The 19,545-nt window shown below is 49.7% G+C and carries 12 protein-coding genes; 6 read left to right on the top strand and 6 right to left on the bottom strand.

Going from position 1 to position 19,545, the window contains the following annotated elements:
* Window positions 1–77: 77 nt before the first annotated feature.
* Window positions 78–1,982, bottom strand: coding sequence for a molecular chaperone DnaK (gene dnaK, locus BUE76_RS13020; RefSeq protein WP_073039758.1), 1,905 nt, complete (start codon window positions 1,980–1,982; stop codon window positions 78–80).
* Window positions 1,983–2,191: 209 nt separating this feature from the next.
* On the opposite strand from dnaK, the gene BUE76_RS13015 reads away from it, so the two are divergent.
* Window positions 2,192–3,565 (top strand): DUF4403 family protein, encoded by a 1,374-nt coding sequence (locus BUE76_RS13015; RefSeq protein ID WP_073039760.1) that lies wholly within the window; start codon window positions 2,192–2,194, stop codon window positions 3,563–3,565.
* A gap of 6 nt (window positions 3,566–3,571) precedes the next feature.
* Here BUE76_RS13015 and BUE76_RS13010 read toward each other — a convergent pair whose 3' ends face one another.
* Entirely contained in the window at window positions 3,572–4,099 is a 528-nt protein-coding gene (locus BUE76_RS13010) for a GtrA family protein (RefSeq protein WP_073039762.1), read from the bottom strand.
* Between the two features lie 122 nt (window positions 4,100–4,221).
* Here BUE76_RS13010 and argS point away from each other — a divergent pair, with 122 nt between their 5' ends.
* Entirely contained in the window at window positions 4,222–5,997 is a 1,776-nt protein-coding gene (gene argS / locus BUE76_RS13005) for an arginine--tRNA ligase (RefSeq protein ID WP_073039764.1), read from the top strand.
* Between the two features lie 302 nt (window positions 5,998–6,299).
* On the opposite strand, the gene glgB is transcribed toward argS, so the two are convergent.
* On the bottom strand, window positions 6,300–8,276 hold the full coding sequence (gene glgB / locus BUE76_RS13000) for a 1,4-alpha-glucan branching protein GlgB (RefSeq protein WP_073039766.1): 1,977 nt from the start codon (window positions 8,274–8,276) through the stop codon (window positions 6,300–6,302).
* A 182-nt stretch (window positions 8,277–8,458) separates the two neighbouring features.
* Here glgB and BUE76_RS12995 point away from each other — a divergent pair, with 182 nt between their 5' ends.
* Window positions 8,459–11,203, top strand: coding sequence for a TonB-dependent receptor (locus BUE76_RS12995; RefSeq protein WP_073039768.1), 2,745 nt, complete (start codon window positions 8,459–8,461; stop codon window positions 11,201–11,203).
* A 41-nt stretch (window positions 11,204–11,244) separates the two neighbouring features.
* A complete protein-coding gene (locus BUE76_RS12990; RefSeq protein WP_073039770.1) occupies window positions 11,245–11,979 on the top strand; it encodes a GLPGLI family protein in 735 nt (244 codons plus the stop codon).
* 333 nt (window positions 11,980–12,312) lie between these two features.
* Here BUE76_RS12990 and BUE76_RS12985 read toward each other — a convergent pair whose 3' ends face one another.
* Together BUE76_RS12985 and gyrA are read right to left on the bottom strand one after the other, a co-directional pair.
* Window positions 12,313–13,566 carry a hypothetical protein gene (locus BUE76_RS12985; RefSeq protein ID WP_073039772.1) on the bottom strand — a complete coding sequence of 418 codons (1,254 nt, stop codon included), beginning with the start codon at window positions 13,564–13,566 and terminating at the stop codon, window positions 12,313–12,315.
* Between the two features lie 22 nt (window positions 13,567–13,588).
* The gene (gene gyrA / locus BUE76_RS12980; RefSeq protein ID WP_073039774.1) at window positions 13,589–16,204 is read right to left on the bottom strand and encodes a DNA gyrase subunit A; all 2,616 of its coding nucleotides are present in this window, start codon (window positions 16,202–16,204) and stop codon (window positions 13,589–13,591) included.
* A gap of 205 nt (window positions 16,205–16,409) precedes the next feature.
* Here gyrA and BUE76_RS12975 point away from each other — a divergent pair, with 205 nt between their 5' ends.
* The gene (locus BUE76_RS12975) at window positions 16,410–17,213 is read left to right on the top strand and encodes a hypothetical protein (RefSeq protein ID WP_073039776.1); all 804 of its coding nucleotides are present in this window, start codon (window positions 16,410–16,412) and stop codon (window positions 17,211–17,213) included.
* Window positions 17,214–17,279: 66 nt separating this feature from the next.
* Window positions 17,280–18,788 carry a saccharopine dehydrogenase C-terminal domain-containing protein gene (locus BUE76_RS12970; RefSeq protein WP_073039778.1) on the top strand — a complete coding sequence of 503 codons (1,509 nt, stop codon included), beginning with the start codon at window positions 17,280–17,282 and terminating at the stop codon, window positions 18,786–18,788.
* Window positions 18,789–18,841: 53 nt separating this feature from the next.
* On the opposite strand, the gene BUE76_RS12965 is transcribed toward BUE76_RS12970, so the two are convergent.
* Complete coding sequence (locus BUE76_RS12965) at window positions 18,842–19,531, bottom strand: SIR2 family NAD-dependent protein deacylase (protein ID WP_073039780.1); 690 nt, start codon at window positions 19,529–19,531, stop codon at window positions 18,842–18,844.
* Window positions 19,532–19,545 lie beyond the last annotated feature (14 nt).

Genomic DNA, 19,545 nt, shown 5'->3' with positions numbered 1-19,545 from the left:
CCCAACATTGCTGTTGGGCGCTTTCTATTTTTTGGAAAGAATCATACAAATCTTTCCCAATCATACAAATCAGCGGTTTACTTCACTTCCTCGTACTCAGCATCGGTTACATTCTCACCAGCGGTACCGCCAGCTTGCTGCTGACCAGCATCGGCGCCGGGTTGTGCACCACCAGCTTCCTGGGTTGCTTTGTACATATCTTCAGAAGCGGCAGTCCAGGCAGTGTTCATCTCAGCTACCGCTGTGTCGATGCGGCCCAGGTCCTGGCTCTTGTGTGCTTCTTTCAGGTTGTTCAGCGCGGTTTCGATCGGAGCCTTTTTGTCGGCAGGAATCTTATCACCATACTCTTTCAGCTGCTTCTCAGTCTGGAAGATCAGTGAATCAGCCTGGTTAATTTTCTCAACCCGCTCTTTTTCTGCCTTATCGGAAGCCTCGTTAGCCTTGGCTTCGTTCTTCATTTTTTCGATCTCGTCTTTGGTCAGACCAGAACCGGCTTCAATGCGGATCTTCTGTTCTTTACCAGTGCCTTTATCCTTAGCGGTAACGTGCAGGATACCGTTGGCGTCGATGTCGAAAATTACTTCGATCTGGGGAACGCCACGGGGAGCAGGGGGAATACCATCGAGGTTGAACATACCCAGGCTCTTGTTCTGTGTTGCCATGGGACGTTCACCTTGTAATACATGGATCTGTACGCCGGGCTGGTTGTCGGAGGCAGTAGAGAACACTTCGCTCTTGCGGGTAGGGATCGTCGTGTTCGAGTCGATCAGGCGGGTCATCACACCACCCATGGTTTCGATACCCAGGCTCAGCGGGGTAACGTCCAGCAGCAGTACGTCTTTCACCTCACCGGTAAGCACCGCACCCTGGATGGCAGCACCTATGGCTACAACTTCATCGGGGTTTACGCCTTTGTGGGGCTTGCGGCCAAAGAACTTCTCAACGATTTCCTGCACTTTGGGGATACGGGTAGAACCACCTACCAGGATCACTTCGTCGATCTGAGAAGTGCTGTAACCAGCATCTTTCAGCGCCTGCTCGCAGGGCTTCAGGCAGCGGGCAAACAGGTTGTCGGCCAGTTGCTCAAACTTGGCGCGGGTCAGTTTTTTCACCAGGTGCTTGGGCACACCATCGATAGCGGTGATATAGGGCAGGTTGATCTCTGTTTCAGAAGAAGAAGACAGTTCAACCTTTGCTTTTTCAGCAGCTTCTTTCAGGCGCTGGAGGGCCATGGGGTCTTTGCGCAGGTCCACGTTTTCGTCGCCGCGGAACTCTTCTGCCAGCCAGTCCATGATTACTTTATCGAAGTCGTCACCACCCAGGTGGGTATCACCGTTGGTCGATTTTACTTCAAACACACCATCACCCAGCTCGAGGATGGAAATATCGAAAGTACCACCACCGAGGTCAAATACCGCGATGTGGTGATCTTTACCGCCTTTGTCGAGGCCATAAGCCAGGGCAGCTGCGGTAGGTTCGTTTACAATACGGCGTACGTTGAGGCCAGCAATTTCACCGGCTTCCTTGGTAGCCTGGCGCTGGGCGTCGTTGAAATAGGCAGGAACGGTGATAACCGCTTCGGTTACTTCCTGTCCGAGATAGTCTTCGGCAGTCTTTTTCATTTTCTGGAGCACCATCGCCGAAATTTCCTGGGGCGTATAGGGGCGTCCATCAATATCGATCCGAACGGTATTGTTATCACCTTTCACCACGCCGTAGCTCCAGTGGCTTTTCTCTTCGTTCACTTCATCAAAACGACGGCCCATAAAACGCTTCACACTCATAATGGTGTTGTGCGGGTTGGTGATGGCCTGGCGCTTAGCGGGATCGCCCACTTTACGTTCGCCATTTTTCAGGAATGCCACCACAGAAGGCGTTGTGCGACGACCTTCATCGTTGGCAATCACCACCGGCTCGTTTCCTTCCATTACTGCCACGCAACTGTTGGTAGTACCTAAGTCAATACCGATTATTTTTCCCATTGATTGATAGTTTAAAGTTCCCTTAGGGTTAACAAGCTTCGTGCCGCCACTGCCAAAGTGAAATTTTGACAGTTTGTTGATACTGAAACAGAAACAAGGACGTTTAAGCTGCGATTCCTGTCAGTGTGGGTTGCAGATCGGAGGACACAAAGGCATATTCCTGTCAGGCAATACGGCGCATAGCGTTGCGCAAAAAACTAAATTGCTTTATGATCCGAACTTGCTGCACCCTTTTTATGCTGCTCCTGGCAGGTTGTCTTTTTGCACAAAGCACACCGACCCTGAGCCAGATCGATATCCCGATCATCGTGCAGCTTAAACCCATTTACCAGCTTGCCGAAGGTAAAGTGGATACCTTGTTCACCTCTCCCAATTACCCCAAGGATTGGGTGCAATCCGACTGTGCCACCCGTTACAAATACCATTTCAGGCGCTCGCCCCTGCGTATGCGGGCTGTGGGTAATAGCATGGACCTGTCGTTTACCGGCTTCTACCAGATTGTGGGCAGCACCCGCTTGTGTACCGGCACTACGGTATTGTCGCCGTGGAGCCCTGAGTGTTCCTGTGGCTTTAAAGAACCGGAAAGACGGGTGGAGATTGGTTTTACCAGCAGTTTCCGGCTCCTCCCCGACTACCGGCTCCTAACCACTATTGCACGGAAAGAACCCAAGGCAATAGACAAATGCACGGTATGCTTTTGGGGGCAGGATGTAACCACAACGGTGGTTACCGGCTTGAAGGCGGAACTCGATGCCGTAGCAAAAGCCATAAAGGATAGCTTTGGTGTGGTCAATTTGCGTCCCTGGATGCAACAGGCATGGAACCTGCTCAATACCACCTACGCCATCCCCAATGCGGGGTATTTCAATTTGCACCCAAAATCTATTCGTATGGAACAGCCACAGGCAAAGAATAATATGTTACAGATCAAAATAGGTATTACAGCCGCACCTGCGGTAAGTTTTGTAAAAGAGCCTGCTGTAGCTAGCGCCCTGCCCAACCTCTCACCTGCCATGGGCAATGAAGGTTTCCAGATTAACCTGGAAGCGGCCCTGCAATACGACTCTTTAAGCCGCGTGCTGAATGGGATGCTGGCAGGAAAAAGATTCGAAGTATCTGAAGGCCTGATCAGCAAGCATGTGGTGGTAAACAGTACCGATGTGCGTGCCGACAGCTCTGGCAACTTATTGATCCGGGTGGATTTTGGCGGGTCCTTCAATGGTACCGTTTACTTTACCGGCAAACCTGTGTACGACCCTGCAACAAAGTCTGTATTGGTAGCCGATTTAGCTTACAACCTGCAATCGCGTAGCTTTTTGTTGAACACTGCCAAGTGGCTTTTTGACAAAAAGATCGTGGGAGAGCTGCGGAAGAGAACCGTTTTTCCTTTGAACGATTATTATGATACAGCTAAAGTTGCCCTGAACGAATGGTTGAATAAAGAGTGGACCCGAGGCATAAGGGGTGAAGGAAGCATCAGCGACCTGCAACTGGAAACCGTTGCCGCGCAAAGAGAACACCTGTTGATCAGGAGCCGGTGCAATGGAAAACTGGTGGTAAAAGTGAGTGAGATCGTTTTGTAAAAAAGATCAGGCAACTTCCGAAAGGTTGGCGGTGGCGGGCGCTACCTTTTTTTGAAATGAAAAATGCCTTTGCGACAGGTAGCTGAAAACGATCACGAATGCTGTGGTAAGGATCATGGAGGGCGTAGGATACCAGCCCAGCACATCAACAAAAAGTTTCAGCAAAACATAGTTGATCAGGATACAGGCGATTGCTACCAGAAAATAACGGAGGAACTGGGTGCGGCGGCGAAGGTGCGAACCGGAAAACACCACGAACATGCTGAGGTAAAAACCGGTAGGGAAAGTGATACAAAAGGCAATCAGGAAGGCAGCGATATGTGCGCTGATGGCAATGGGTCCCAGGTGGAGTACCATTTTATCCAACACAAAATTGTACAGGATAAAATAAAGCAAGATGTTGAACGCGGTATTGCCACCCCCACATGCGGCATACCGAAAGGTTTGCAAGGGCATAAAGGGCCTGCACAGCGGGTAAAAAAAATCCACTGTATTGAGAATGGTACCTTTTGCAAAATGGTGCAGCCTACGCATGGGCTGCGAAGATAATCTCCCCTTTTGCTTTTTTTTGCTCCGCCTCGTTAAAGACCCTTAAATTCTTTCGCTCCGCCTCTGCCATGCTTTCTGTAATTTGCGCCGCAAAATCTACCTACTTAATGAGCATTGTTGCCCGGATAAAGGAAGCTACGGCCAAAGCAATTGAAAGCCTGTACCAGCACCAGCTGTCGGCACAGGACATTACTGTAAACCAGACAAAGCCCGAGTTTGAAGGCGACTATACCGTTGTTCTTTTTGCTTTTGTAAAAACCCTACGCACATCACCCGATGCTTTGGGACAGGCGCTGGGCCAGTACCTGGTAGCCAATAACGGCGAGCTGTTTACCGGCTTCAACCTGATCAAAGGTTTCCTGAACCTGACTGTTACCGATAACTTTTTTCTCCAGTATCTGCAACAGCGATACGCCGGGCAGCCCGACCTTACCTATGGCGCTCCGCAAAAAGTTATGGTGGAGTACTCTTCTCCCAACACCAACAAGCCCCTGCACCTGGGTCACCTGCGCAACAACTTCCTGGGCTGGAGCGTAGCCGAAATCCTTAAAGCATCTGGCAACGAGGTAATGAAAACCTGTATTGTGAACGACCGCGGCATTCACATTTGCAAGAGCATGATTGCCTGGCAGGATTTTGCCAATGGCGCCACACCCGAAAGCACCGGTACCAAGGGCGATCATTTTGTGGGCGACTATTACGTTAAGTTCAGCGACACCCATAAAGCGCAAATGAAAGAACTGGAAGCCCAGGGGCTTTCAAAAGAAGAAGCAGAAAAGCAGGCGCCTATTATGCTGCAAACCCAACAGATGCTTGTGGACTGGGAGGCGGGCAAGCCCGAAGTGATGGAGCTTTGGAAAAAGATGAACAGCTGGGTATATGCCGGCTTCGATCAGACGTATAAAAGAATCGGAACCGATTTCGATAAAACCTATTATGAAAGCCAGACCTACCTGCTGGGCCGCAAGTTCGTGGAGGAAGGATTGGAGCAGGGTGTTTTTTACAAAAAAGAAGACGGTTCGGTATGGATCGACCTGACTGCAGAAGGCCTGGATGAAAAACTGGTGCTGCGCAAAGACGGCACTTCGGTATACATCACCCAGGACCTTGGGCTTGCTGATGAAAAATATGGGGAGTTTCCTTACGACCAAAGCATTTATGTGATTGCCGACGAGCAGAACTACCACATGAAGGTGCTCCAGCTCATTTTGAAAAAGCTGGGCAAGCCTTATGCTGATGGTATTTTCCACCTCAGTTATGGCATGGTGGAGCTGCCTACAGGCCGTATGAAGAGCCGCGAAGGAACCGTTGTAGATGCTGATGATCTGGTAGAGGAAATGGTTGCTATTGCTGCCAGGCACACCGAAGAATCAGGCAAGGTGAAAGACTTTACGGAAGCCGAACTGAAGGAGCTGTATGACACCATTGCAATTGGTGCCCTCAAGTTCTTCCTGCTCCGTGTGGATCCTAAAAAGAAGATGATCTTCAACCCCGAAGAGTCGATCGATTTTCATGGTTTCACTGGTCCCTTTATACAGTACACGCATGCAAGGATCAAATCCATCCTGCGCAGGCAGCCCATCAACGAAGCCGTTGCGGTAAACTTCAACGGGTTGGAAAAACTTGAAAAGGAACTGCTGGTACTGCTGGAGCAATACCCCGGTACTGTTCGGCAGGCTGCAGTGGAACAAAACCCTTCGGTGCTGGCTATTTACGCTTTTAACGTTGCCAAAACCTACAACAGTTTTTATACCGAGCATTCGGTGCTGAGTGCAGAAAGCGAAGAAAAGAAAGAGCTGCGTTTGCGTTTGTGCCAGCTTACTGCAACTACCATCAAGTCGGCCATGGGCCTGCTGGGTATCCGTGTGCCGGAAAGGATGTAACTGCATTTAATTAAAATCTAATAACAAAGAAGCCCGCAAGTAAATACTTGCGGGCTTCTTTGTTATACAGTTTTAGGAAAACATATATAACGATTGGCGTCATTAAGAAGGCGCATTAAAAGCTTGGAGTTTCAGGATACTAGCGCCGAATCAATCACCTGCCGCTGTAAGCCACTGCGCCTGCACTACCTGCAACCGGATTACTGCAGTAGATTGATTCAGCGCCGCTAACTGTTGCATAACACCAACCAAAACTGGCACCTCGCAATGAAGGCCCACAATCTGTTATCATTTTTTCTCCACTACTTCAACACCACTGCACTTAATGCCGGCAGGTTTACCAGCATCTTATAGGTCTTTGATGTTTCGTCTACCAGCTCGCTTTTGATCTCGGTATTAAATACATCGCCGGTACCCCAGTATTGCTGCTGATCACTGTTGAATATTTCTGTTGCATAGGTTTTCCCTTCCAGGTAAATTTCCCAATTCCACCGCACTTCGGGTTTCAGGTTCAGGACAACCAGGAGGTCATCTTTACTTTCCTTGCCCTTGCGGCGGTACACCAACACACAATCTGGCCGGTGGCTCAGGTCAATCCATTGGAAACCCTGGATATTGAACTGGTTGGCGTAAAGCGCTGGCTGCTCCACCAGCAATTTGTTCAGATCGGCAATGCATTGCCGCAAACCTTCATGTGCGGGAAACCGGAGCAAGCCCCAGTCTAGTTCACTTTTGTAATTCCACTCAGTCGTTTGCCCGATTTCATTCCCCATAAACAAAAGCCTGCCGCCGGGATGCGTCCACATATACGTATACAGGGAGCGCAGGTTGGCAAACTTCTGCCAGTCGTCGCCGGGCATCTTATAGATCATCGGGCTTTTGCCATGAACCACTTCATCGTGGCTGAGGGGCAGCATAAAGTTTTCATCGTAGAAATACATCATGGAAAACGAAAACTTGTCCTGGTGATGCTGGCGGTGGTAGGGATGAAACTTGAAATAATTAAGCGTATCGTGCATCCACCCCATCATCCATTTCATACCAAAGCCCAATCCACCAGCAGATGTGGGCTGTGATACACCGGGCCAGTCGGTTGCCTCTTCGGCAATGGTTTGCACATCAGGAAAATCGCGGTAGATGGTCTCGTTCAGGTCTTTGATAAAAGCAATGGCTTCGATGTTGCCGTTGCCACCATATTCGTTTGGTTCCCATTGTCCGTGGGTACGACTATAGTCCAGTTTCAGCATGCTGGATACTGCATCTACACGGATGCCGTCAATATGAAATTTATCGAACCAGAATCGTGCACTGGAGATCAGGAAAGATTTTACCTCTCCCCTTTTGTAGTTAAAAATATAAGAGTTCCAATCGGGGTGGAAACCCTTGCGCATATCGGCGTACTCGTAGGTATGTGTGCCATCAAACATGTACAGGCCATGCGCATCGGCAGGGAAGTGCGAGGGCACCCAGTCGAGGATGACACCGATATCTGCATGGTGCAATTGGTCAATCAGGTACATCAAACCTTCGGGTTCGCCAAAGCGGGAGGTAGCGGCAAAATAGCCGGTACACTGGTAACCCCAGCTGCCATCAAAAGGATACTCCATTACGGGCATAAACTCTACATGCGTAAAGCCCATCTCCTTAATATAGGGCACCAGCCTTTCGGCAATATAGTGGTAGCTGTTATAGGTCTCTTCGTTGTTTGGATCAGGGCGCATCCAGCTTGCCAGGTGCAATTCGTACACACTCCAGGGTGCATCCAGGGCATTGTGTTGGCTGCGTTTCTCCATCCAGGTTTTGTCCTGCCACTCGTAATCAAATTCCCAGGTGATGGTAGCCGTATTGGGCCTTAGCTCCCAGTAGTTGGCGAGCGGGTCGCCCTTTTTTGTAATGCGTCCCTCGAACCCTACGATATGGTATTTGTACACTTCACCTTTTGCCACACCGGGTATAAACCCTTCCCAGATACCGCTCTTGTCCCAACGTGGATGCAGCGGGTGCTGGTCTTCTTTCCATTTGTTGAAATTGCCAATGACCGAAACCGCCGTTGCATTGGGTGCCCACACACAAAAATAATACCCTTCCTTTCCCAACACCTCCCAGGGCTTGGAACCAAACTTTTCATAGATGCGGTAATGGGTACCGTTCTGAAAGTTTCGGATATCGTCGGCATCAAGCAGGGAATAGTTCCAGACGGGTTTGGTAGTATCCACAAAGTTGTGGTCCTCAAAACGCGGTGGCTTTTCTACCGGTTGTACTTCATTATTACCATTCATGGCCTGGCTGTTATGATTATGTAAAAGGTTGCCGCAACCGTTTCGATGCGGATTATTTTGGTAAATTGGGTACGCAGTGAAGATAGGTTAAGATGCGCAGCAGCAGGCAGGAAAATGGAACTCACCGTCTGGCCTACTGCAGCAGGATTGCACCCTCAAAACTATACACCAAAGCCTTCCCAATGCGGAACATCTTCCTGCTCCTTTTCGTGCTGCTTAGCCATTTAAGTTTCTCCCAAACCAGTATCCGCGGACAAGTTCGCGACACTTTAGAAAACAAGCCCTTGCGCAATGCCGTTGTAGCCCTGGTGGGCGCTTCTGACAGCGTACTACATGGCTTTACCCGCAGCGCTCCCGATGGCTCTTTTCTACTTCAGGCACCCGGCATAGGCCGCTATTCCCTGCTGGTAAGCTTTCCCAAGTTTGCCGATTTTGCCGAGCAATATACACTGGAGGATGGCCAGCAGACGGATGCAGGCAGAATATCGCTTACCCTTAAGAGCAAATTACTATCCGAAGTAGTGGTGCGCAGTGCAGGCGCTATCCGTATCAAAGGAGATACAACAGAATTTGTTGCCGACTCTTTCAAGGTGCGGGAAGGCGCTACGGTGGAGGAACTGCTGAAGAAATTGCCCGGCTTCCAGGTAAACAGCAGGGGCGAGATTACAGCCCAGGGTCAACGGGTGTCTAAAGTGTTGGTGGACGGGGAAGAGTTTTTTGGCAACGACCCCACCGTAGCCACCCAGAATATTGCGGCAAAAGCAGTGGACAAGGTGCAGATTTTTGACAATAAAACAGAGCAACAGCAAATTACGGGGATGACCTCGGCGCAGGATGGCAAAACTGTCAACATCAAACTCAAAGAAGACCAGAAACGGGGAGCTTTTGGCAAAGCTGAAGCGGGCTCCAACTTCAACCAGTACCATGATGTAAAAGCCTTGTACAACCGCTTTGTAGGCAAAAAGAAAATGTCGGTGTATGGTGGCCGCAGCACTACCAGCACTGGCAGCCTGAGCTGGCAGGACCGGCAGAAGTTGGGTATTGAAAACGATTACGAGTACGATGAGATCAGCGGCTATTATTTTTCTTTTGGCAACAGCGATGAATTTGACAACTGGAACCTGCGCGGCCTGCCTACCGCCTACAATGCAGGTGGCCTGTTCATCAATCGCTGGAATGCCGACCGGCAGGGTGTGAATGGTTCCTATACCTTCAACCAGTTGGGCACCACCAACCGCAGCTCTATTTTAACTCAAAACATTTTACCCGATACCAGTTTCTTTACCAACCAGTACTCTGACAACACGGTATTGTTGCGGCAGCATGCGCTGAGTTTTAAATACGAATGGAAGCTGGACTCCCTGCGGAGCCTAAAGCTTAATGTCAGCGGGTCGCAAAAAACCAATATTTCGGATAATGATACCTATTCGGAATCGCTGACGGAGGAAAAGCTTTTTGTAAACCAAAGCAACCGCAATAACCTCACGGATGCTTTAAGGCTGAAGTGGGACAACCAGCTGACCTATCGCCAACAGTTCAAAAAGAAAGACCGGTTGCTGCTGGCAGTTTTTCGCTTTGGATTGATTGAAGATAATAATGAAAATTACCTGCGCGCTACCAACCGCTTTTACACCAATGGTGTGGAATCGCAGGTGGAACAGATAGACCAGCAAAAACTTAATAATGGCAATAGCCGCACCCTTGGCGGGAAGATCACCTTCAGTGAACCCATCAACAGCCGCCTGGCCATCGTTGGTGAATATGGATTTAACAACAACAACTCCGTGTCTCGGTTCAACACGTATGAAAGGGGAAACAATGGCAAATATGAAACCTTGAATCCCTTGTTCTCCAACAATTTTGACCTGGATGTAAATGCACACAACGGCACCCTGATTGGCAAGTACAACCACAAAAAGATCCGCTTTGCAGCAGGTTCGGGTATTGCCACTACCCGCCTCAACCTGTACAACCAGGACAAGGCCGAACGCAGGGTATACAATTTCCTGAACTTCATGCCGCAGCTGGCTTTTCGGTTTAGTCCCAAGCAGCAGAGTGGTATTTCACTTAATTACCGGGGCACCACGCGGCAGCCTACTATTAACCAGTTGCAACCGCTCCGCGATAATAACGATCCGCTGAATATCATCATTGGCAACCCTGACCTCAAAGTGGGTTTCAACCACAGTATTGAAGGCTTTTACAACAGCTACAAAGTGCTGAAGCAAAGAGGTGTTTGGATGAGTTTTGGCGCCAACTTCCAGGACAATGCCATCACCAACAAGGTGACCATTGATGCCAATGGACGCCGTACCACCCAGCCGGTGAATGTGAACGGCAACCGTAATTTTCATTACTGGTTTGATTATAACCTGGGAGAAGGAGAAAAGAAATGGATCGTTTCGCTGAGCAGCAATATGAATGGCGGCCGCAACAACAATTTTGTAAATGGGTTGGCTAACCGCAATACTTATGTAAACCCGGCTGTTGGGTTTGGTTTGCGCTATGAAATTTCCGAAAAGCGCAGTATCTATTTTCGTCCCAACCTGGGTTACAACTGGAGCCGCACCAGCCTTCGTCCCGACCAAAAGATCAACTACTTTACCTATGGCGGCGATGTGGAAGGCATGCTGGCCTTCCCTGGGCGTATAGAACTGCGCACCAATGCCAATTTCGACCTGCGCCAGCGTCTTGACGTATTTGCACAAAACACCAATATCATCTACTGGAATGCAACGCTCAGCCGCTGGATGGACAAGAAAAAGAAAACCCGCATGCTGGTACATGCCAATGACATCCTAAACCAGAACCGAGGCTTTGAACGTACCATCAACAGCAACTTTATCACCGACCAGCGCTACCAGCGGGTAAGCCGTTATGTGATGTTGAAACTGGAGTACACGTTGAACAAAATGCCCGGGCAATAGCACCATCTATTCACAAACCGACCTTTTTAAATATTACAATCATGAAACGGATCCTTATATTTTTTTTCCTGCTGCCCTTGTTTGCAAAAAGCCAGCAGCATTTTTTCAGCTCCGTTAAAGTGGAATATGAAAAGACCATTTACATACACCAGCTGGCAAAGGAAATAGACCAGGAATGGTACGATTGGATTAAGGATAAGATGCCCGCAGCCAATATCAGTTACTTTGATATGGTGGCTGATACCAGCCAGTCGCTTTTCAAACCGGGCAGGGAGTTGCCCGGCAAGAAGCAAGGTTTTATGGACATCAGTGAAACAAAAAACCAGGTATATACCAATTTCAAAACAGGTAAGGTGAACAGCCTGAAGCCTGTATTTGAAGAGACCTTCCAGGTAGAGGACAGCCTTGCCCGCATCAAGTGGAAGCTAACTGCAGACACCAGGGTGATTGCCGGTTTCGAATGCCGTAAAGCTGTGGGTATACTTGACGACAGCGTGGGTGTATTTGCTTTTTATACCGATGAAATCATGGTGCCCGGCGGTCCCGAAAGCATTCACGGCCTTCCCGGTTTGATCCTGGGTATGGGTATTCCAAGACTCCATGCAACCTGGTTTGCCACCAAGGTTGAAGTAAACGGCGTTAACCTTTCTGCCGTAAAAGCACCTGTAGGAAAAGGCAAAAAGACCAACAAAGTAGAACTGCATCAACAATTGGACAAAGTACTACGTAACTGGGGTAATTATGGCGGTAAGATGGTAGTGAACTTTATCATTTAGGGCTACAATCTTTAAAAGGTTATCAAGGTTTCGGTTGGTCAATAATATTCTATAAGACTTGCTAAAGGAGAATTGTCCTTTAATACACTGGATATAACTTCTGTAACCATTACCTGATCTTGAACTGCTTCGAGAAAGGTTTACAGTTTAGCGTTCATCTACTACTTGCAACTGAAGGCAAAATGGTAGGCTTTCTGAATCGCTTGCAATATTCCTAAACACCAGGATTACTCATGTAAATCATCTCTTGTGGCAACTTATTTTAGGACGAGGCAATTACCTAAATAAAAAAGGCTCCTTTTCAGGAGCCTTTTTACTATAAAGACAATTTGATTACATACCAGCTGCTTTCAAACGATCCTGGTATTCTTTTACCTTGGCTTCGTTTTTCTGCATACCGTAATAATCGGTAAGTACATTGCTCACATTCTTGAAGTTGCCTTTTTCAAAACCTTTCAGGTCTTTTTTGCCTTCGTAAGCTGCAAAGGCTGTTTCGGCATAAGGCGCCATGGCAGCCCACTGTTTCTTGATATCAGCAGCGTAATTCTTACGCTTGTTGATGCTGGCGGCATCCGTACCTTTTAAGGCACGCATGGCATCTTCGGTACGGTAGATCTTTTCAGTCATGTAGCGCACCATCAGGTAGTTAGCATCGGCATTGCTGTTCGCCTTGATGGCGGCAGCAATGGCAGGCTCTACCAGCGGCTCAATAGTAGCTGCATCTGCAGGTTTCTGGTCGTTGGCATACATGTAGTTGAACAGCTCAACCGCGTAGTTGTAGTTCAGGTAATAGCTACCGGGGTTTTTGCCAATCAGTTCCTGGTATTTGGCAAACAGCTGGGGCTTGTTATCGCGAACAGGCTCCAGTTCGGCTTCTACCCAGTAGTCGTTGCCGGGATAGAGCTCCTTACCGATTTCCATGTACTTCATCTGGTTGGCCTTATCGCCTTTACGGCCATAATAATCTACCAGGGTCTGGTACACTTCAATAAACTGGTCGTTTTTAATCTTGGCATCCGCCAGCTTGGCATAGTACTTCATCGCCGAATCTTCCATCTTGGCCTTCAATGCAGTAGCTGCAGTGTTGAGGTAGAGGTTGGTATCCAGTGCGGGGAAGTTGATGCCTCCGTAGGTAAAACCCTTGCTCTTGATGTATTCTTCTGTTTCCAGCGCTTTGCTAAAGTTGGCAAAAGAGCCGGCGAAGTTCTGCTTGTTGTATTCGCCCAAAGCAGCATTGTAGTGCCCTTCGTACAGTTGGAACATCCTTACATTTTGCTCCAGCTGGCCCAGTACATTCTTGGGATCCAGTTCGTAGTACTTTTTGAAGGCATTGAGCGCTTCTGCACGATTGGCCAGCGCCTGATCGGCCTTGGTTGAATCCATTGCCAGCTGACCATAGATGCTGCCCTTGCGATACCATGCATTGGCATTGGTCTGGTTCTTGGGATCGGCCATCATCTTGTCGATGGTGGCACGGGCTTCATCGTATTTGCCCTTGCTCAGTTTGTCTTCCACATCGGAAAGCTTTTGGGCAAAAGCACCGGCGCCGGTGGCAAGCATCAATGCGGATAAGATCAGTTTACGCATTTCGTTGTTGTTTGTTTTATTATTATGATTGAACTCCTTGCTCTTCGTTAGATGCGCCTTCCTCTGTTTCGGTTGCATTGTCCGGAGCCACTACATCGGCTTCAGGAATATCGGCAACCACTTCTGCTACGGTAGCTTCGTCCAACACTTCATCTTCATCCTGCACATCTACGCGGGTGATGGCTGCTATCTTATCTTTTTCGTCGATTCGGATAAGCTTTACACCCTGGGCGGCACGGCCTAACTCGCGAATGTCGGCCACTTTCATGCGGATGGTGATACCGCTTTTACAGGTAATGATCAGGTCTTCCTGGTCGGCAACATCCAAAAGGCCCACCAACTTACCGGTTTTTTCAGTAACAGAAATGGTTTTTACACCCTTCCCGCCTCTGTTGGTAATGCGGTACTCTTCTACAGAAGTGCGTTTACCAAAGCCTTTTTCGCTCACAACCAGTACAGTACGGTCGGGCGTGCTGGGGTTAACACAAATCATACCAATTACTTCATCCTGGGTTTCATCTACGTCGATACCTCGAACACCGATGGCGCCCCGGCCCGAGCGGCGAACCTTAACAACAGGGAAACGGATGGAGCGACCCGAAGCAATGGCCATCATCATCTCGGTGTTCTCGTCTGCCAGGCGGGCTTCCAGCAACTGGTCGCCTTCAACAATGGTAATGGCGTTAACACCAGTTGTGCGGGGGCGGCTGAAGTTAACCAGCGCCGTACGCATAATGGTTCCCTGCTTGGTACACAGGATGATGTCGTGGCTGTTCACGTAATCGCTGTCCTGCAGGTCAGGAATATCAATGATGGCACGGATCTTATCATCCGGGCTCAGTTGAAGCATGTTCTGAATAGCACGGCCCTTGCCGGTTTTTTCACCTTCCGGAATCTGGTAGACGTTCAGCCAGTAACACCTGCCCTTCTCGGTAAAGAACAACATGGTATGGTGAGTAGAGGCCACAAAAAGGTGTTCTACAAAGTCTTCATCACGGGTAGCTGCGCCACGGGCACCGCGGCCGCCACGCTTCTGCGAGCGGAACTCGGTAGCCGATGTACGCTTGATATAACCCAGGTGCGAGATGGTGATCACCACATCTTCTTCCTTGATCAGGTCCTTAATGCTTACTTCGTTGTCGAGGTAAGAGATCTCGGTTTTGCGGGCATCGCCAAACTTATCTTTTACTTCCTGCAGTTCTGTTTTGATCACTTCGTACCGCTTGCCTTCGTCGGCCAGCAGTTCCTGCAGGTAGTTGATCAGCTTCATCAGTTCATCGAATTCGGCCTTGATCTTGTCGCGTTCCATGCCGGTAAGGCGCTGCAAACGCAGCTCGAGGATCGCACGTGCCTGGATCTCGTCCAGTCCCCAGCCTGCGTTGATCAGGCCTTCGCGGGCAACTTCGGGTGTAGCCGAAGCACGGATCAGGGCAATTACTTCATCGAGGTGATCGAGGGCAATGAGGTAGCCCTGGAGGATATGGGCTTTCTTCTGTGCTTCGCGCAGCTCAAACTGGGTGCGGCGCACTACCACCTCATGGCGGAATTCGATAAATTCCGAAATCAGGTCCTTCAGGTTGAGGATCTTGGGGCGGCCTTTTGCAAGGGCTACGTTGTTGATGCCGTAGCTGGTTTGCAGTTCGGTGTATTTAAACAATTGGTTGATCACCACGTTGGCAACAGCGTCCCTCTTCAGGTCCATTACAATACGGGTGCCTTCCTTCTTGTTCGATTCGTTGTTGATATGGGCAATACCTTCAATGGTTTTGTCGGTAACCAGTTGCCCGATGCGGTCGCAGAGGGCGTCGCGGTTTACCTGGTAGGGCACTTCGGTCACGATGATCTGCTCGCGGCCGCTGGCCTTTGTTTCCACCTGCATTTTACCACGCAGCACCACGCGGCCACGGCCGGTGTTGTAGCCAGCCTTGATGCCTTCCATGCCGTAGATAACCCCACCGGTTGGGAAGTCGGGGGCTTTTACATACTGCATCAGCTCTTCAATGGTGATCTCGCGGTTGTCGATATAGGCCAGACAGCCGTCAATTACCTCCGAGAGGTTGTGGGGCATCATGTTGGTGGCCATACCCACAGCGATGCCCGAGGAGCCGTTTACCAGCAACTGGGGAACACGGGTAGGCATTACCGTAGGTTCTTCCAGCGAGTCGTCAAAGTTGAGCTGGAAATCCACTGTTTCCTTATCAATATCCTGGAGCATATACTCCGTGATCTTTTCCATGCGGGCCTCGGTATAACGCATGGCAGCGGGACCGTCGCCATCCTGGTTACCGAAGTTACCCTGGCCATCGATGATGGTGTAGCGCATGCTCCACTCCTGGGCCATACGCACCATTGCATCGTACACCGAGGAGTCGCCGTGTGGGTGGTATTTACCCAAAACCTCGCCCACAATACGGGCAGATTTCTTGTGCGGTTTGTTGTGGTACATACCCAATTCGTTCATCGCATGGAGAATGCGGCGGTGAACGGGTTTGAAACCATCGCGTACATCAGGTAGGGCACGGCCTACAATTACCGACATAGAGTAGTCGATATAGGCCGTTTTCATCTGCTCTTCGATATTTACCGGAATAATCCGGTTATTATCCTGAGTTTCTTGCGGTTGCAGATTATCTTCCATTCGTTTTTAAAGCTTTATAAAGCCATTTAAAGGCCTGCAAAAATACTTTTTTGCCGCCTAAATATCCGCACAGTTTAGGTCTATTTACCCACATTTAGCTGATCCTTTAGGCAAGCTGCTGTTAAATTTAATTGTTCCAACGGGAACCCTGTTTAGGCAATGGGCATAGTATTTTCTTTATACCAGTTGTTAAAACGGGGGCACTATGAACAGGGTTCAATGGTTGCGGGAGCGGGTAATTGCATCAGGCTGGATCGGCAAGCGTGCTGAAGGCAAGATATTCCCTAAGTCAGGAGCTGCAAACCATGCGGCTAATGTATTTATTGCCCTGCCGCGCAGGCATAAGATAAGTACCGTGTACCGATTAACGGCTCCTGTCCCACCCCATGTTTTTGTGCTCCCGCCCCTGCAAAGGAAGGATTCGGCCAAGCGGCCCCATAAACGGGTTTCAACGGCCTGGGTATCCTTGTTTTCCCTTGTGGCTACAGTATTTGCAGCCATTGGCATTTTGCAAATCATGATCAGTACCATGCACCTGAGTGCATATGGACAGTCGGGGCTGCACCCTTCCATTGCTGCACACAAACCGGGCAGCGGTCCGGCACTTGAAGATGCCGTGGAAAATGAATACCAGCATGCACTCACCCGTGAGCATATTGCAGCAGCAGATACGAATATCGTAACCAATACCGCTAACGGGGCAGCCCTGCCCAAAGGTTTGCTGGACGATGTGGAGGTAAGCGCTCCCGCACCTGAAAAAAGGGGGGATAGCAGGCAGGTACGTATTTTCAATGGCACCCGTTCTACCATCGATAAAGTGATTGTGCAGGTAGAAATACTGAATAAGGCCGGCCACCTGTTGCGCACCGAAAATATTACAGCGGACTCGCTCAGCCCGCTGGGTGTGCGGGTGCTGGAACTTGGCAATGTTTTACCCGATGCCCAGGTGCACTGTTATATCCAGGAAATCAGGTCCAAATCGCTCCGCACTTCCTTGCGTGCACTTTAACTGTTTCCTGAATGCCGGGGATTGACGCATCACATCGAATCCCTATATTAGGCCTTTCGAAACGGTATGAAACAAATCCTGCTTTTCGGCGCCGGCAAATCGGCAACCGTGCTGATCGAATATCTTTTGGAGCAATGTGCCCGGTACGGCTGGCTGCTGGTGGTGGTAGATGCACAACTGTCGCTTGCAGCAAGTAAAATCAATGGCCATCCTTCCGGGGAGGCTGTTTCTTTCGACATCTTGGATGTCGATTCCCGCACAGCCCGCATCAGGCATGCCGACGTGGTGATTTCCATGCTCCCGCCTTCCTTACATATCCAGGTGGCCCAAACCTGTTTGCAGGAAGGAAAACACCTGCTCACCGCCTCCTATATCGATACGCAGCTGGAAGCGCTCAGACCGACAATAGAGGAAAAAGGGTTGCTCTTTTTATGCGAAATGGGTCTCGATCCTGGTATAGACCACATGAGTGCCATGAAGCTGCTCAATGACATTAAGGCTCTTGGTGGCAAGGTGACCCGCTTTTACTCGCATTGTGGCGGATTGGTAGCACCCGGAAATGACGATAATCCCTGGCACTATAAAATAAGCTGGAATCCCCGCAACGTAGTACATGCCGGTAAAGAAGGCGCCCTGTTCTTAAAAGGGGGTAAAAAGATACAATTACCCTACGCCGATCTTTTTTCGGAACGCAGACCCGTGGAGATACAGGATCAAACCTATTGTTGGTACCCCAACCGCGATTCCCTACATTACCTGGACATTTATGGCCTCCCGCATTGCCGCGATTTTGTGCGCACCACCCTGCGGCATCCGGATTTTATTTATGGATGGAAAAACCTCGTAGACCTGCAGCTCACGAGCACGGCCACCTTTTACGAAAGCGATGGCAGAACCCTTGCTTCGGTTTTCAAGGAGCACATGGACCGCTTTCAATTCAGCAGCTGGCTGGAGCAAAAGCTGAAAAGCCAGTTGGAGGGCAGCCAGGAGCTGTTGCGTAGCCTGATGGAACTGGTTGAACTGGAAAATGAAAGCAATAGGGCCAGCAAGCAGGAGCCGGAGGAGATGTTGCTGGTAGACGAAAAAGGCGACCTCCGTGAGGTTGACCTCGATGGCCTGAAATACAACGCTGCCGCTTCCCTCGCCTTCCGGATGCACGAGTCGAAGCTCACCCTGCAGCAGCTGTTTTACCTGGGTTTGAACGACGACCTTACGCTGGTAAACAAAGGCCGCTGCTCGGCTGCCGAACTGCTGCAATTTGCCCTAGAGCAAAAGCTGGCCTTAAAACCCGGCGACCGCGACCTGGTGGTCATGCTTCACCAGATTGCCTATGAATTGGATGGCCGCAGCTACCAGGTAGAAAGCTCCCTGGTGCTGGAAGGCGAAGACGACAGCCGCACAGCCATGGCCACAACCGTAGGTTTACCCCTGGGCATTGCAGCGGTATTGCTGCTGCAAAACAAACTACCAGTACGGGGCTTGCATATACCTATTCTGCCTGGCATTTTTAACCCGGTACTGGAAGCGCTGGAGCAAAAAGGCATATGCTTTGTGGAGCAGGAAAAAACCCTTTAGATTCAATTGTCTCCGCACGAAAAGCTACCGGAAAAACCATTTCAAAATAGCTGTTACCGCATCGACTCAAGCATGTGGGTCAATTGTTTGATACCCTCCGTTGCAGGCGCTTCAATGGTTTGAAGATTGGGCAGGGATGCATTGTAAGGAATCTTTTTGTCTACAATAAACTTGGGTATATGCCGGGGCGCAAAGTCTACTAAGCCTGCCGCTGGGTACACCACCAGTGATGTGCCCACCACCACAAAAATATCCGCCTTTCTAACCAGGGCTGCTGCCGGCTCTATCATGGGAACGGCTTCTTCAAACCATACAATATGCGGTCGAAGCTGAGCGCCATCAGGCGCCAGATCGCCCATTTGAATATCGCCTGCAACAGGAAAGACCAGCTCTTCATCCAACTCACTACGCATCTTCAAAATTTCGCCGTGCAGGTGCAGTACCTGTGAAGAGCCTGCCCTTTCGTGCAGATCGTCAATATTTTGGGTGATGATTTGCACGTCGAAGTGCTGCTCCAAGGCTGCCAGTTCCAAATGGGCGCTATTGGGTTGCGCCTCCTGTACATTTTTACGGCGCATATTGTAAAACTCCTGCACCAGTGCCGGGTTGCGCCGCCATGCAGTAGCCGTTGCCACTTCCTCGATATCATATCCTTCCCACAAACCGTCGGCATCGCGGAAAGTTTTCAGTCCACTTTCCGCGCTGATGCCGGCACCGGTGAGTACAACGAGTCTTTTTTTCATGCTAAAAGATATCC

Source organism: Cnuella takakiae, assembly GCF_001953305.1.
GTDB lineage: Bacteria > Bacteroidota > Bacteroidia > Chitinophagales > Chitinophagaceae > Flavisolibacter > Flavisolibacter takakiae.
Note: the sequence above shows the minus strand (reverse complement) of the source record. Positions and strands in the feature narration are given on the sequence as shown.